Raw genomic sequence first — 13,741 nt, 5'->3', positions numbered from 1 at the left:
GGTCCTCGCTGCGCCGTCGTCATGCCAACAGCCCCTTCATGGCGTGCGTCGGCGTCGCCTTGAGCGCGGCCTCCTCGGCGGCGCGGGCGGCCTTGACGCGGTTGACGCCCAGCGGCGTGTTCTGGATCTGCTCGTGCAGCGTGATGATCGCGTTGAGCAGCATCTCCGGCCGCGGCGGGCAGCCGGGCAGGTAGACGTCGACCGGGACGATGTGGTCGACGCCCTGGACGATGGCGTAGTTGTTGAACATGCCGCCGCTGCTGGCGCAGACGCCCATCGAGATGACCCACTTGGGCTCGGGCATCTGGTCGTAGACCTGGCGCACGACCGGGGCCATCTTCTGGCTGACCCGGCCGGCGACGATCATCAGGTCCGCCTGGCGCGGGGTCGCCGAGAAGCGCTCCATGCCGAACCGGGCGATGTCGTAGTCCGGCGTGCCGACGGCCATCATCTCGATGGCGCAGCAGGCCAGGCCGAACGTCGCGGGCCACACCGAGCTCTTGCGCATGTAGCCGGCCAGCTGCTCGACCGTGGTGAGCAGGAAGCCCGCGGGGAGCTTCTCCTCGATACCCATCAGTCCCACTCCAAACCGCCGCGACGCCACACGTAGGCGTAGGCGACGAACACCGTGATGATGAACAGGACCATCTCCACCAACGCGAAGAGGCCGAGCTTGTTGAAGGCCACCGCGAACGGGTAGAGGAAGACGCCTTCGATGTCGAAGACGATGAACAGCATGGCCGTCAGGTAGTACTTGATCGGCACCTTGCCGCCGCCGCTCGCGTGCGGCGTCGGCTCGATGCCGCACTCGTACGCGTCGAGCTTCGCGCGGTTGTAGCGCTTGGGCCCGGCCAGGGACCCCGCGACCACCGAGAAGACGGCGAATCCGCCACCGATGGCGGCCAGGAACAGGAGTGGGACGTAGGGGTTGGTCATCCCGACACGCTCCCCTTTCGGTTGATCATCTCGCTCACGGCAGTCTGTCCGGAGTGCGCCACGTTGGCGAGGCAAACCATCCGCGAACGCGGGGCCACGTCTCCAAACGGCCCAATCCTAGGGGCGCCCGTCCGGCTCATGCCGCCGGGGCCATCTTGGACAGGGCGGTGATCAGGCGGTCACCCGCGGTGCCGCCGCGCGGCTCCGCGAGGTTGGCCATGACCTTCAGCAGGAACTTCATCAGCGTGGTGCGCGGCAGGCCGTACTTGGTGGCCAGACGCATCACCTCCGGGTTGCCGATCGCGTGCGCGAACCAGCGGCCCAGCGTGAAGTAGCCACCGAGCTCGTCCTTCATCACCTTCGGGTAGGTGGCCAGGACGCGCTCGCGCTCGGCGTCGCTCGGGCGGGCCAGCGCCTGGGCGACGAGCTCGGCCCCCACGCGCGCGGCCTCGAGGGCGTAGTCGATGCCCTCGCCGTTGAACGGGTTGACCATGCCGCCGGCGTCGCCGACGAGGAGCAGGCCGTCGGCGTAGAGCGGGCTGCGGTTGAAACCCATCGGCAGCGCGGCGCCACGGATCGGGCCGGCGGAGTCGTCGTGCTCGAGCTGCCAGTCGGCGTCGATGTCCTCGACCCAGCGCCGCATGACGTCCTTGTAGTCGGTCTTCTGGAAGGCCGCCGTGGTGTCGAGCGTGCCGAGGCCGACGTTGGTGCGGCCGTCCTCGAGCGGGAAGAGCCAGCCGTAGCCGGGCATGAGGATGCGGTTGCCGGAGTCGTCGCGGGTCCACAGCTCGAGGTGGGACTCGAGGTAGTCGTCGCGGCGCGGCGTGCGGTAGTAGGCGCGGACGGCGACGCCCATCACGCGGTCCTCGCGCTTGGGGCGGCCGACGGCGGTGGCGAGGCGGCTCGAGACGCCGTCGCTGGCGATGACCACCGGGGCGCGGTAGGTGACGGTGTCGCCGGCGGCCCGGCCGCGCTCGTCGACCCGCCGGGCGGTGACACCGACGACCCGGCCGGCGGCGTCGTGGACCGGACCGGTGACGCTGGTGTGCTCCTCGAGCCGGGCGCCGCGGGACTGCGCGTAGCGGGCCAGGGTCTCGTCGAGCTGGGCCCGGGTGCGCACCATGCCGTAGGAGGGGAAGTGGTCGGTCTCCGGCCAGTCGAGCTGCAGCGTGTGGCCGCCGCCCTTGATGCGCAGGCCCTTGGTGCGCTGCCAGCCCGAGGTGTCGACGCCGAGGGAGATGAGCTCCTTGGTGGCGCGCGGGGTCAGGCCGTCGCCGCAGATCTTGTCGCGCGGGAACGAGGACTTCTCCAGCAGCACGACGTCGAGGCCGTGGTCGGCGAGGTAGGCCGCGGTGGCGGAACCGCCCGGGCCGGCGCCGACCACGATCACGTCGGCGGTCTCGGAGGCCGGGCTGCCTGACGCGGGGGTCATCCCTGCCTCGGTCTCGCTGTTGCTCACGGCTGCCTCACCATGCTGATTGCTGCTTTGCGCGCGCTTGTGAAGATCTTCACGAATACGCCCGGAACTCTACGCCCGGACCCGGGACCCTGCCGAACTGAGGCAGACCTAACCCGCCTTGACCGCCCGGTGCAGGGCGACGATCCCGCCGCTGAGGTTGCGCCAGGCCACGTCCTGCCACCCCGCCTCGGTGACCGTGCGCGCCATACCGGCCTGGTCGGGCCAGGCCTGGATCGACTCGGCGAGGTAGACGTAGGACTCGGGGTTGGAGCTGACCCGGCGGGCAATCGGCGGCAGCGAGCGCATGAGGTACTCGCTGTAGACCTTGCGGAAGGTCGCGTTGGTCGGGTGGGAGAACTCGCAGACCACGAGGCGGCCGCCCGGCTTCGTCACCCGCAGGAACTCGCGCAGCGCGCCGAGGGTGTCGGAGACGTTGCGCAGCCCGAAGGACATGGTGACCACGTCGAAGGACGCGTCGGCGAACGGCAGCCGCAGCGCGTCGGCGGCGGTGAAGCCCAGGTCGGGGCGGCGGCGGTTGCCGACCCGCAGCATGCCGAGGGAGAAGTCGGCCGGCACCACGTCGATCCCGGCGTCGGCGAACGGCTCGCTGCTGGTGCCCGTGCCGGCGGCGATGTCGAGCACCCGCTCCCCCGGCCGGGCGTCGACGGCGCGCACGACGGCCTTGCGCCAGAGGCGGTCCTGGCCGAGGGACAGTACGTCGTTGGTGACGTCGTACCTGCCCGCCACGTCGTCGAACATCGCGGCGACGTCGCGGGGACGCTTGTCGAGGCTGGCGCGGATCATGGGCCACATCCTCCCGTATGCCGCGTGGTGGCCTGCACGGCCACCACCGGTGTGCCAGGTGGCCGGGTCGCGCGGACCCCCTCACCGTGGTCCGGGGTCGGGCGCGCCGGCCCCGGTCGTAGGCTTGCTCACCGTGACCACTGAGCCCGCACCCGTCCCGCCGCCGCCCGCGGCCGGGCCGCTCGTGGCGCGCACGGTGGCGCTCGAGGACCCCGGCGCGCTGCTGTCGCTGCTGCCGGGGCACGTCTCCCCCGAGGCGATCTCCTCGTGGGTGCGGCGCGGTGAGGGGCTGGTCGGCTGGGGTCGGGCCCTGGCCTTCGAGGCGAGCGGCCCGCAGCGCTTCGCCGCCGCCCAGGAGTGGTGGCGGGAGGTCGTCTCCCGGGCCGTGATCCGCGACGACGTGCTGCTCCCCGGCACCGGGCCGGTCTGCTTCGGCTCGATCGCCTTCGCCGACGACTCCCCGGCCGGGGCCTCCCTGGTCGTGCCCGAGGTGGTCCTGGGCCACCGCGGCTCGCACTTCTGGCTCACCACGATCACGCGGGGCTCGAGCCTGCCGGCGGTCCTCACCCCCGGACCCGGCGAGCCCCCGGCCGCCCCGCGGGAGGTCGCCTTCGCCGACGGGGCCCTGTCCGGGGCGCAGTGGGGCGGCGCGGTCGCCGAGGCGGTGTCCCGGATCGCCGCCGGCGAGATGGACAAGGTGGTCCTGGCCCGCGACCTCGAGGTCGACGCGGCCGACCCGATCGACCCGCGCTGGCTGCTGCAGCGCCTGGCCGAGCGCTACGACAACACCTGGGTCTTCGCCGTCGACGGCCTGCTCGGCGCCACGCCGGAGATGCTGGTCCGCCTGGAGAAGGGCCTGGTCACTTCCCGGGTGCTGGCGGGGACCATCCGCCGCACCGGCGACGACGGGCACGACCTGGCCCTGGCCGCGTCACTGGCGCGCTCGTCCAAGGACCTCGAGGAGCACGAGTACGCCGTGCGCTCCGTCGCCGACGCGCTGGAACCGCACTGCACCTCGATGAACGTGCCCGAGGCGCCGTTCGTGCTGCACCTGACCAACGTCATGCACCTGGCCACCGACGTGGCCGGCGTGCTCGCCGACGGCACCACCTCGCTCGGGCTTGCGGCCTCGCTGCACCCGTCGGCGGCGGTCTGCGGCACCCCCACCCCGGTCGCCGCGCAGGCCATCGCCGAGCTGGAGCACATGGACCGGGGGCGCTACGCCGGGCCGGTCGGCTGGATGGACGCCAGCGGCGACGGCGAGTGGGGCATCGCACTGCGCTGCGGGGCCTTCGACCCCGACGACGCGCGGCGGCTGCGGTTGTTCGCCGGCTGCGGCATCGTCGCCGGGTCCGACCCCGACGCCGAGCTGGCCGAGTCCGACGCCAAGTTCGTGCCCATGCGCGACGCCCTCGAGGCCCTCTGACGCCGGCAGCCTGACCTGGCCCGCGGCGGTCTCGCCTCAGCGCATGGGCCCCACGTCGGGCTCGTGCACGACGTGCGACGTGGCAGGGACCGGCGCGGCATACCGCGCGAGGACCACGATCAGGGCCGCGAAGCCGGCGATCAGCAACAGCGCCCGGTCCAGCCCGACGTGGCTGGTGAGCAGGCCGATGGTGGGCGCCCCGAGGAGGAAGCCGCCGTAGCCGATCGTGGAGACGACGCCGATGGCCCGCTGGCCGCGGCCGGGCACCTCGCCGGCGGCGGACATCGTCGCGGGGAAGACGGTGGCCAGGCCCAGGCCCCACAGCAGGCCGCCGAGCACGGCGGCACCGAGCATCGGCACGAGGCAGACCAGCAGCACCCCGGCGCAGGCGCACAGCCCGCTGACCCGCAGCACCCACACCCGGCCGAACCGCTCGATCGCCGGCCCCCCGGCGAGGCGGCCGAGGAGCATGGTCAGGTTGAACGCGGCGAAGGTCAGCGCGCCGAACGCCGGCGGGGCCTCCCGGACGTCGACCAGCAGCAGCGCCAGCCAGTCGTTGGCCGCACCCTCCCCGATCGCGGTGGACAGGGTGATCAGTCCGATCAGCACCTCGAGGACGGTGATGCCGGAGCGGGTGGGCGCGACCGGCTCCTCCTCCGGGCTGACCTCGACGCCGACGTGGTCGCCGACGAAGAGCCGGGTCGCGCCGATGACGACGACGAAGGTCAGGGCGCCGAAGACCGGCAGCTGCACCTGCAGCGGCAGGGTGAGCTTGGCCGCGAGCGCACCCACCAGCGCCCCGGCCAGGGTGCCGGCGGAGAAGCCGGCGTGCAGGCGGGGCATGAGGGAGCGACCCCGCAGCCGCTCGACGTGGTGCCCCTGGACGTTCATGGCCACGTCCCAGACACCGGTGGTCGCGCCGATGAACACGAGGGTCGCGGCGAGTGCGAGCGGGGACCCGGTCCACGCGACGGTCGCCCAGGCCAGGACGTTGACGAGCGCGACGACCCGGATCGTGGCCTTGCTGCCCCACCGCTCCACCACCCGGCCGGTCCACGGCATGGCCAGCACCGAGCCGAGGCCGCCCCCGAGCAGCGCCAGGCCCAGCTGCGCCGGCGTCGCGCCGACCTGGTCGCGCAGCTGGGGCATGCGTGCATAGGCCTGCGCCATCAGCGCACCGTTGACCGTGAAGACCGCGACCACCGCGGGGACCGAGCCCTTCACCGGTGTGTGCATGGGGTCAATCCTGTTGCATGGCCGGTCACGGTGGCGCAACGCTCCGTCCCATGGACAGTCAACAGCGCGGTGCCGGCGTCACGGTCGTCCCGCTCGGCCCGCAGGACCGCGAGCGCCTGCTGGGCGTCGATGCGGCGGCCTTCTTCTTCGACCCGTCCCAGCACGACATGGGGCACGTCCTCGACGGCTTCGAGTGGCCGAGGACCTTCGGCGCCAGCCGCGACGGCGGCACCACGCTGTGCGGCTGCTACACCGCCTTCAGCCTGGGCCTGACCGTCCCGGGGCCGCTGGACGCGCCGGTCTCGGTGCCCATGCCCGGCCTGTCCTGGGTGTCGGTGCACCCCGACCACCGGCGCCGGGGCGTGCTGCGGGCGATGCTGGGCCACCACTTCGCGGAGCTGCACGAGCAGGGCGTGGGGATCAGCGGGCTGCACGCCGCTGAGCCGGCCATCTACGGCCGGTTCGGGTATGCCGTGGCCTCCCTCGAGGTGCACCTGTCCATGGGGCGCGGGGCCACGTTCACGGCGCCGGCGCTGGAGGATGAGGCCGGCCGGCTGGAGACCCGGTTCATGCCGATGGACTCCGACGAGGCGCGGGAGCGGGTCCACCGGCTCCACGTCGCGGCCACGACGGCGACGCTCGGCGCGGTGACCCGGTCGGAGCTCATGGGCCGGGTGCTGTTCCGGGACCACCCGCCGGCGCGCGTGGGCCGGGAGCCGCAGCAGGTCATGTTCTGCTCCCGCGACGGGGAGACGACCGGCTTCGCGCGGTTCACGCGCTCCGGCACCTGGGAGGACGGCAGCCCCAAGGGCACCGTGGCGGTCACCGAGGTCGCCGCGCTCGACGAGGCCTCCCTGTTGGCGCTGGCCCGCCGGCTGGTCGACTTCGACCTGACGACGACGGTGACCTTCGACCAGCGCTCGACCGACGACCCGCTGCTGTGGTGGGCCGGCGGGCCGCGGGCGGTCGACATCTCGACCTACGACGGGCTGTGGCTGCGCCTGGTCGACGTAGGGCGTGCGCTCTCGCAGCGCGGCTACGCGGCGGCCTGTGACGTGGTGCTCGAGGTCATCGACGGGGTGTGCCCGTGGAACCAGCAGCGCTGGCGTCTGTCCGTGGACGACAAGGGCGTCGGACGGTGCTCGCCCACCACGGACCCCGCCGACCTGCGGCTGCCGGTGCAGGCCCTCGGCGCCGCCTACCTGGGCTCGCGCAGCATCGCGTCCCAGGCCCACCGCGGCGTGGTGGAGGAGCTGCGGACCGGCGCGGTGCGGCAGCTATCGCTGGCGATGCGGGCCGACCGGGAGCCGATGCCGGGGATCGCCTTCTAGGCCAGTGCTGCCGCCGCTGCCTCGCGCAGGCGGGCGTGCAGGTCGCGGTGCCCGTCCCGCGGCAGGGGGACCTCGACGACCCGCAGGCCGTCCGGGCGGGCGGCGACGGCAGCCGTGAGCTCCTCGCGCGTCGTGGCCCGGAGGTGGTCGACGCCGTGCGCCCGGCACAGGTCGGTCAGGGACGTGCCCGTCGGTGTGCCGAAGATGCGCTCGAAGTCGGCCGCCCGCGCCGGCTCCCCCGGCTCCAGCAGGGTGAAGATGCCCCCGCCGTCGTCGTTGGGCACCACCACGGTCAGGTCCGGGCGCGGCTCGTGCGGCCCGATGAGCAGCCCGTTGCTGTCGTGCAGGAAGGTCAGGTCACCCATCAGGGCGTAGGTCGGCCGGGCCGGGTGCGCGAGGGCCAGCCCCACGGAGGTGGAGACGCAGCCGTCGATCCCGGCCAGGCCGCGGCTGGCGACGACGGCCGCCCCGGTGGCCAGGGCCGTGGGGGTCAGCGCGAGGTCCAGGTCCCGGGCGGCGTTGGAGGAGCCGACGAACAACGTGGCGTGCGCGGGTAGGGCGCCCGCCACGGCGGCGGCGACCCCGAGCCCGGACGGCCAGGCCCCGGCGATGACCGGCTGGGCTGCCGCGGCGACGGTGCGGCCGGCCTCGTGCCAGGCGTCCGCCCAGGCCCGGTCGACCGAGAGGTGCTCGTGGCCGGCGATCGCGGCCCACGGGTGGACCCGCGCCGCCACGTGGCCGGGGTCGGGCCAGCCGTGGGCCGGGCTGATGACCTCGACCCGGACCTCCGGCCGGCGCAGCAGCGCCGCGACCGCCCGGGAGAGGGTGATCCGCCCGACCACGAGGACCCGGGCGGGCAGGTGCTGCTCGAGCCAGTCGGTGGCGGTCAGCAGCAGCGGCCCGTGCGGCGTCACGGTCGCGCGGTCCAGCGCGCCGAACGGCTCGGCCAGCAGCGGCCATCCAGTGGCCTCGACCAGGGAGGCGACCGCGGCCGCGGCACTGGGGTCCGGCAGGTCGCCCAGCAGCACCAGGGTCCGGGGCTCGTCGTCCAGCGGCTCGGCGACCGCGATGGCCCGGTCGGTGCGCACCCACGGCGCCCCGCCGGGACGGCCGTCCAGCGACTCGGGCCAGGGCTCGGCGTCGGCGGTCGGCACGAGCGGCTCGCGCAGCGGCAGGTTGAGGTGGACGGGCCCGGGGGTGCCACCGAGAACGCCGGTCGCGGCCGCGCAGGCGCGGCTGGCCGTCGAGCGCCACACCGCCACCTGCCCGGGGCGGCGCTCGGGTGCGCCGAGGTCGTGCAGCCAGCGGACCGGCATACCGAACAGGCCCGGCTGGGTGGTGGTCTGGTTGGCCCCGGTGCCACGCAGCTCCGGCGGGCGGTCGGCGCTGAGGACCAGCAGCGGCACCGCCGCGTGGTGCGCCTCGAGGACGGCCGGGTGCAGGTTGGCCACGGCGGTGCCGGAGGTCGTCACCACCGGGACCGGGCGGCGGGTCAGCTTGGCCAGGCCGAGGGCCAGGAATCCCGCCGAGCGCTCGTCCACGCGCACGTGCAGCCGGATGCGGCCGGCACGGTCGGCCTCCTGCAGCGCGTAGGCCAGCGGCGCCGAGCGCGAGCCGGGGCACAGGACCGCCTCGCGGACCCCGTGCCGCGCGAGCTCGTCGACGAGGACGGTCGCGAGGGCGGTCGAGGGGTTCACGTGCCCGATCCTGCCGCATTGCCCCCGCCCGGCGCGGACGGCCGGGCATGTTCGGCCCGTGAGTGGGTACGGGCAGGGACCCGACGAGCGAGGAGGACCCATGGCGACACGGTTCGGCTACACCCTGATGACCGAGCAGTCCGGCCCCCGCGAGCTGGTCCGCTACGCGGCCCTGGCCGAGGAGGCCGGCTTCGACCTCGAGGTGATGAGCGACCACTACTTCCCGTGGCTGGAGGAGCAGGGCCACGCCGGCTACGCGTGGAGCATGCTCGGCGCGGTCAGCCAGGTGACCTCGCGCGTGGACCTGATGACCTACGTGACCTGCCCGATCATGCGCTACCACCCGGCGGTCGTGGCGCAGAAGGCGGCGACGATGGGCATCCTGTCCGACGGCCGGTTCACCCTCGGCCTCGGCGCCGGGGAGAACCTCAACGAGCACGTCGTCGGCCGCGGCTGGCCGCCGGTCAACGTGCGCCACGAGATGCTCGCCGAGGCGGTGGAGATCATCGACGCGCTGCTCGGCGGCGAGGACGTGAGCTGGGCCGGGCAGCACTACCGCGTCGACTCGGCGCGGCTGTGGGACGTGCCCGAGCAGCGGGTGCCGATCGCGTGCGCCGTCTCGGGGCGGCAGTCGATCGAGACGCTGGCGCCGCGCTCCCAGGCCATGGTCGCCGTCGAGCCGGACGCCTCGCTGGTGCGGCTGTGGGACGAGGTCAAGGGCGGCTCGACCCGCAAGGTCGGTCAGGTCCCGGTCGCCTGGGGCCGGTCGGCGGAGGAGGCGGTCGAGCGCGCCCACCGGGAGTTTCGCTGGTTCGGCGGTGGGTGGAAGGTCAACGCCGAGCTGCCGGGGCCGGCCGGCTTCGCCGGCGCGACGCAGTTCGTCCGGCCGGAGGACGTGGCCGGCTCCATCCCGTGCGGGCCCGACGTCGGCGCGATCGTCGAGGCGGTGCGCCCGTTCTGGGAGGCCGGGTTCACCGACGTGGCGCTGGTGCAGATCGGCGACCAGACGCAGGAGGAGTTCCTCAAGGTGGCGCAGGCCGAGCTGCTGCCGGCGCTGCGCGAGGCGTCCGGCTGAGAGCGCGCGTCCTCCGTACTTGGTGCCCGTTGCGTCGCGAATGGGTGCTCCACGGGCCCTGATTCGCGGCGCAGCGGGCACCAGGTCGCGCGGAGGGTGTCGCCGGGGGCGCGCACAATGGGGACATGGCCTCCCTCGAGGTGCTCCGCAACCAGGTCCAGCGGGCCGTCTTCGCCAAGGTCGCCGGGCCGGACGGCCCTGCCCTGCGGGACCGGATCCACGGCACGCCGGGCCCGCGCTGGTTCCCGCCCGGCTCCCCGATCCGGCGGGTGCACGCCGACACCGCGATGTATCCCGGCGGCATCCGCGCCCTGCTCCTGCAGTCGCTGCACCCGCTGGCCATGGCCGCGGTGGCCGACCACTCGGGATACCGCTCCGACCCGTGGGGGCGGCTGGCGCGCACCAGCGCCTTCCTGGCGGTGACCACGTTCGGGACGGCGCAGGACGCCGAGGACTCGGTCGCCGCGGTGCGGCGGGTGCACGCGCGGATCAGCGGTATCGCGCCGGACGGGCGCAGCTACCGCGCCTCCGACCCGCACCTGCTCGCCTGGGTCCACGTGGCCGAGGTGGACAGCTTCCTCACCGCGCACCAGACCTACGGTCGCCGCCCGCTGACGCCGCAGGAGGCCGACACCTACGTCGCGCAGGCCGGTGAGGTGGCCCGCCGCCTCGGTGCCGACCCGGCCGAGGTGCCGACGAGCACCGCCGGGCTCGCCGCGCAGCTCGAGGCCTTCCGCCCGGAGCTCGCGGGCACGCGGGCCGCCCGCGACGCGGCCCGGTTCCTGCTGCTGGAGGCCCCGCTGCCGCTGGTGGCCCGGCCGGCGTACTCCCTGCTGTGGGCCGCCGCGGTCGGGCTGATGCCGACCTGGGCGCGCTCGCCGCTGCTGCTGCCGCACCTGCCGATCCTGGAGCGCACCGCGATCCGGGCGGCCGGGCACACCATGGTCGGCGGTCTGCGCTGGCTGGCCGGTGCCGAGGGTGTCGTCACCGTCGACGACCAACCGGCCGCCTGAGGTCGCCCGAGCGGTACGGTCGGGTCGCAGCGCGGCCGGACGGTCCGGCTGGCCATGGGGAGGGCGGCAGTGGAGAGCACGACGTGGACCGAGGTCACCAGCGCGGAGGAGCTGCGGGAGCTGCTCGGCTCCCCGAGCCAGCGGGTCGCCGAGAAGGTGCGCCCGGAGCTGACCGAGCTCGACCGGCAGTGGCTGGCCGTCTCGCCGCTGTGCGTCGTCGCGACCTCGGACGCGCAGGGACGCGTCGACGCCTCCCCCAAGGGTGACCCCGCCGGGCACCTGGTCCACGTCCTCGACGACCACACGGTCGCCCTGGCCGAGCGACCGGGCAACCGTCGGGCCGACGGGTTCCTCAACGTGCTGGAGAACCCGCACGTCGGGTTGCTGTTCCTCGTCCCCGGCCGCGGGGACACGCTGCGGGTCAACGGCCGGGCGCGCCTGGTGCGTGAGGCGCCGTTCTTCGACGACATGGCGGTCAAGGGCAAGCGGCCCGTCCTGGCCCTGGTGGTCGAGGTCGAGGAGGTCTTCTTCCACTGCGCCAAGGCGTTCCTGCGGTCCGGGCTCTGGCAGCCGGAGACCTGGCCCGCCGCCGACACGCTCCCGTCGCGGGCCCGCATCGCCAAGGCCCTGGAGCGGCCGGACACCCCGCTCGAGGAGCTCGAGCGCTACTACGGCCCGGACTACGCCCGGGACGAGAACCTCTACGGAGCCTGATCCGCGGGCGCGGACGCGTCCTCCAGCAGGCGAAGGTCGTGCCGGTCGACGTCCCGGAGCTCATAACCGGCGTGGAACGCCCGCTGCATCCGTGCCGACAGGCAGCGGACGCCCGTCCCGCCGACCGAGCCCTCACACCAGGCATCTGCCGGGTAGTCGAACCGGCTGCCGTCGAGCCCCGCCTGCCAGGCGCTGCCGTCGGCCGCGAAGTGCAGGGGGTGCAGGTCCACGTGACGGCCGCAGATGTGGTCGGACAGCTCCACGCGCACCGGGAGCCAGTCGGTGGCGACGACGAAACCGTTGCGCTGCAACGTCTCCACGCACGCGTCCAGCCGCCCCGCGTCAACAGCCAGGTCCACGTCGCGGTGCTCACGGGTCTGCCGCCCATGCAATGCGTCGACACCCCAGCCACCCGAGAGCCGCGGGCCCGCGCCCACGCCGCTCAGGAGGCGAAGCACCTCGATGACGTCAGCGGCGGTCGTCGGCACCGAGGACCTCCCAGCAGCGCCGCACCCGCTCGACCCACCAGGCACGCCGGTCCTCCGGCGCCGCCCACCGCTGGAGCAGCAGGGGGTCCACCTGGGCCGCGGCCACGGGCAGGGCCCCGCCCCGGGGCACGACCGAGGGCACGGCCACGTCGCCGGCCATGAGCTCGACCGTGCCCAGACCGCAGGCGAACGGCAGCTCCGGCAGCGCCGCCGCGAGCGCGACCCCGGCCGAGATGCCCACCGAGGTGTCCAGCGCGCTCGAGACGACGGTGGGCAGGCCGCACTCCCGGGCGACGGCCAGTGCGGCACGCACTCCCCCCAGCGGCGCCACCTTGACCACGACCACGTCCGCGGCGCCCTCGCGGGCCACGCGCAGCGGGTCGGAGGCCTTGCGGATCGACTCGTCCGCAGCGACGAGCACGTCGATCCCGTTGCGCGCCAAGGCTGTTCGCAGCCGGGCCAGGTCCTCCACGGTCGCGCACGGCTGCTCGGCGTACTCCAGCCCGTATCGCGCGAGCCGGCTCAGCGCCTCCCGTGCCTGTTCGAGGTCCCACCCGCCGTTGGCGTCCACGCGGATCCGCCCTGCCGGCCCCATCACCTCCCGCACCGCCGCCACCCGGTCGACGTCGTCGGCGAGCTGTTGCCCCCGCTCGGCGACCTTGACCTTGGCGGTGGTGCACCCGTCATACCGGGCCAGGACCGCGGCGACCTCGTCCGCGGGCACGGCGGGCACGGTGGCGTTGACCGGCACCGAGGACCGCTGGGCCACCGGCCAGCCCTGCCACCCGGCCTCCAGCGCCGCGGCCAGCCATCGCGCGGACTCGGCGTGGTCGTACTCCAGGAACGGCGCGAACTCGCCCCAGCCGGCGGGCCCCTGCAGCAGCACCGCCTCGCGCTCCATCACCCCGCGGAAGCGCACCCGCATGGGGATCCGCACGACGTGGAGGGACTCGAGGACCTCCGGCAGGCCCGGCAGGAGCGGATCAGGCATGCGCCTATCCTCGCTGACGTGACCGACGAGCAGAGCAGCCAGCACCGCACCGAGGGCGTGTCGGAGATCTTCGACCCGAGCGCGTGGGAGGTCGTCGAGGGCTTCGACTTCACCGACATCACCTACCACCGCGCGGTGGTCGAGGGGCCGGGCCGCGGCACCGTGCGGATCGCGTTCAACCGCCCCGAGGTGCGCAACGCCTTCCGCCCGCACACCGTGGACGAGCTGTACCGCGCGCTGGACCACGCGCGGATGACCCCGGACGTCGGCGCCGTGCTGCTCACCGGCAACGGCCCGAGCAGCAAGGACGGCGGGTGGGCGTTCTGCTCCGGCGGCGACCAGCGCATCCGCGGGCGCAGCGGCTACCAGTACGCCGAGGGCGAGACCGCCGACACCGTGGACCAGGCCCGGGTCAGGGCGGCCGGCGGCCGGCTGCACATCCTGGAGGTGCAGCGCCTGATCCGCACCATGCCCAAGGTGGTCATCGCCGTCGTCAACGGCTGGGCGGCCGGCGGCGGGCACAGCCTGCACGTCGTGTGCGACCTGACCATCGCCAGCCGCGAGCACGCGC

Annotated in this window: 14 protein-coding genes; 6 read left to right on the top strand and 8 right to left on the bottom strand. The window is 74.3% G+C overall.

The window, feature by feature from the left end; translation table 11 throughout:
* Positions 1-19 precede the first annotated feature (19 nt).
* From VF825_RS07560 to VF825_RS07545, 4 genes are all read right to left on the bottom strand, one after another.
* Positions 20-574 (bottom strand): NuoB/complex I 20 kDa subunit family protein, encoded by a 555-nt coding sequence (locus tag VF825_RS07560; protein ID WP_141789451.1) that lies wholly within the window; start codon positions 572-574, stop codon positions 20-22.
* Complete coding sequence (locus VF825_RS07555) at positions 574-936, bottom strand: NADH-quinone oxidoreductase subunit A (RefSeq protein WP_141789452.1); 363 nt, start codon at positions 934-936, stop codon at positions 574-576. The genes VF825_RS07560 and VF825_RS07555 overlap by 1 nt, the downstream gene beginning before the upstream one ends.
* A 136-nt stretch (positions 937-1,072) precedes the next feature.
* Positions 1,073-2,368 (bottom strand): geranylgeranyl reductase family protein, encoded by a 1,296-nt coding sequence (locus VF825_RS07550; RefSeq protein WP_331111826.1) that lies wholly within the window; start codon positions 2,366-2,368, stop codon positions 1,073-1,075.
* A gap of 135 nt (positions 2,369-2,503) precedes the next feature.
* The gene (locus tag VF825_RS07545; protein WP_331111797.1) at positions 2,504-3,199 is read right to left on the bottom strand and encodes a demethylmenaquinone methyltransferase; all 696 of its coding nucleotides are present in this window, start codon (positions 3,197-3,199) and stop codon (positions 2,504-2,506) included.
* 133 nt (positions 3,200-3,332) lie between these two features.
* On the opposite strand from VF825_RS07545, the gene VF825_RS07540 reads away from it, so the two are divergent.
* Positions 3,333-4,625 (top strand): isochorismate synthase, encoded by a 1,293-nt coding sequence (locus VF825_RS07540; RefSeq protein ID WP_331111795.1) that lies wholly within the window; start codon positions 3,333-3,335, stop codon positions 4,623-4,625.
* A gap of 36 nt (positions 4,626-4,661) precedes the next feature.
* Here the strand turns inward: VF825_RS07540 and VF825_RS07535 are convergent, their stop codons facing one another.
* Positions 4,662-5,861: an MFS transporter gene (locus VF825_RS07535; protein WP_331111793.1), complete on the bottom strand. Its 1,200-nt coding sequence runs from the start codon at positions 5,859-5,861 to the stop codon at positions 4,662-4,664.
* A 50-nt stretch (positions 5,862-5,911) separates the two neighbouring features.
* Between VF825_RS07535 and VF825_RS07530 the strand changes: the two genes are divergently transcribed.
* The gene (locus VF825_RS07530) at positions 5,912-7,192 is read left to right on the top strand and encodes a GNAT family N-acetyltransferase (protein ID WP_331111791.1); all 1,281 of its coding nucleotides are present in this window, start codon (positions 5,912-5,914) and stop codon (positions 7,190-7,192) included.
* Here the strand turns inward: VF825_RS07530 and menD are convergent.
* Positions 7,189-8,889 carry a 2-succinyl-5-enolpyruvyl-6-hydroxy-3-cyclohexene-1-carboxylic-acid synthase gene (gene menD / locus VF825_RS07525; RefSeq protein ID WP_331111789.1) on the bottom strand — a complete coding sequence of 567 codons (1,701 nt, stop codon included), beginning with the start codon at positions 8,887-8,889 and terminating at the stop codon, positions 7,189-7,191. The genes VF825_RS07530 and menD overlap by 4 nt on opposite strands.
* A 100-nt stretch (positions 8,890-8,989) precedes the next feature.
* Here menD and VF825_RS07520 point away from each other — a divergent pair, with 100 nt between their 5' ends.
* The 3 genes from VF825_RS07520 to VF825_RS07510 all read left to right on the top strand — a co-directional run bounded on the left by VF825_RS07520 (position 8,990) and on the right by VF825_RS07510 (position 11,691).
* Positions 8,990-9,964 (top strand): TIGR03557 family F420-dependent LLM class oxidoreductase, encoded by a 975-nt coding sequence (locus VF825_RS07520; protein WP_331111787.1) that lies wholly within the window; start codon positions 8,990-8,992, stop codon positions 9,962-9,964.
* Between the two features lie 125 nt (positions 9,965-10,089).
* Positions 10,090-10,977, top strand: coding sequence for an oxygenase MpaB family protein (locus VF825_RS07515; protein WP_331111785.1), 888 nt, complete (start codon positions 10,090-10,092; stop codon positions 10,975-10,977).
* 69 nt (positions 10,978-11,046) lie between these two features.
* Entirely contained in the window at positions 11,047-11,691 is a 645-nt protein-coding gene (locus tag VF825_RS07510; RefSeq protein WP_331111782.1) for a pyridoxamine 5'-phosphate oxidase family protein, read from the top strand.
* On the opposite strand, the gene VF825_RS07505 is transcribed toward VF825_RS07510, so the two are convergent.
* Positions 11,679-12,179: a nucleotidyltransferase domain-containing protein gene (locus VF825_RS07505; protein WP_331111780.1), complete on the bottom strand. Its 501-nt coding sequence runs from the start codon at positions 12,177-12,179 to the stop codon at positions 11,679-11,681. The genes VF825_RS07510 and VF825_RS07505 overlap by 13 nt on opposite strands.
* Entirely contained in the window at positions 12,160-13,170 is a 1,011-nt protein-coding gene (locus VF825_RS07500) for an o-succinylbenzoate synthase (RefSeq protein WP_331111778.1), read from the bottom strand. Before VF825_RS07500 ends, VF825_RS07505 begins: the two co-directional genes overlap by 20 nt.
* An 18-nt stretch (positions 13,171-13,188) precedes the next feature.
* Here VF825_RS07500 and VF825_RS07495 point away from each other — a divergent pair.
* A partial coding sequence (locus VF825_RS07495; protein WP_331111776.1) for an enoyl-CoA hydratase-related protein occupies positions 13,189-13,741 on the top strand: 553 nt, incomplete at its 3' end.

The organism is Oryzihumus sp. (assembly GCF_036391795.1).
GTDB lineage: Bacteria > Actinomycetota > Actinomycetes > Actinomycetales > Dermatophilaceae > Oryzihumus.
Note: the sequence above shows the minus strand (reverse complement) of the source record. Positions and strands in the feature narration are given on the sequence as shown.

What these genes read in the sequence shown, in the direction of transcription:
- VF825_RS07560 (WP_141789451.1), bottom strand. Translation starts at nt 574, where the DNA reads ATGGGTATCGAGGAGAAGCTCCCCGCGGGCTTCCTGCTCACCACGGTC.
- VF825_RS07555 (WP_141789452.1), bottom strand. Translation starts at nt 936, where the DNA reads ATGACCAACCCCTACGTCCCACTCCTGTTCCTGGCCGCCATCGGTGGC.
- VF825_RS07550 (WP_331111826.1), bottom strand. Translation starts at nt 2,368, where the DNA reads ATGACCCCCGCGTCAGGCAGCCCGGCCTCCGAGACCGCCGACGTGATC.
- VF825_RS07545 (WP_331111797.1), bottom strand. Translation starts at nt 3,199, where the DNA reads ATGATCCGCGCCAGCCTCGACAAGCGTCCCCGCGACGTCGCCGCGATG.
- VF825_RS07535 (WP_331111793.1), bottom strand. Translation starts at nt 5,861, where the DNA reads ATGCACACACCGGTGAAGGGCTCGGTCCCCGCGGTGGTCGCGGTCTTC.
- VF825_RS07530 (WP_331111791.1), top strand. Translation starts at nt 5,912, where the DNA reads ATGGACAGTCAACAGCGCGGTGCCGGCGTCACGGTCGTCCCGCTCGGC.
- VF825_RS07520 (WP_331111787.1), top strand. Translation starts at nt 8,990, where the DNA reads ATGGCGACACGGTTCGGCTACACCCTGATGACCGAGCAGTCCGGCCCC.
- VF825_RS07515 (WP_331111785.1), top strand. Translation starts at nt 10,090, where the DNA reads ATGGCCTCCCTCGAGGTGCTCCGCAACCAGGTCCAGCGGGCCGTCTTC.
- VF825_RS07500 (WP_331111778.1), bottom strand. Translation starts at nt 13,170, where the DNA reads ATGCCTGATCCGCTCCTGCCGGGCCTGCCGGAGGTCCTCGAGTCCCTC.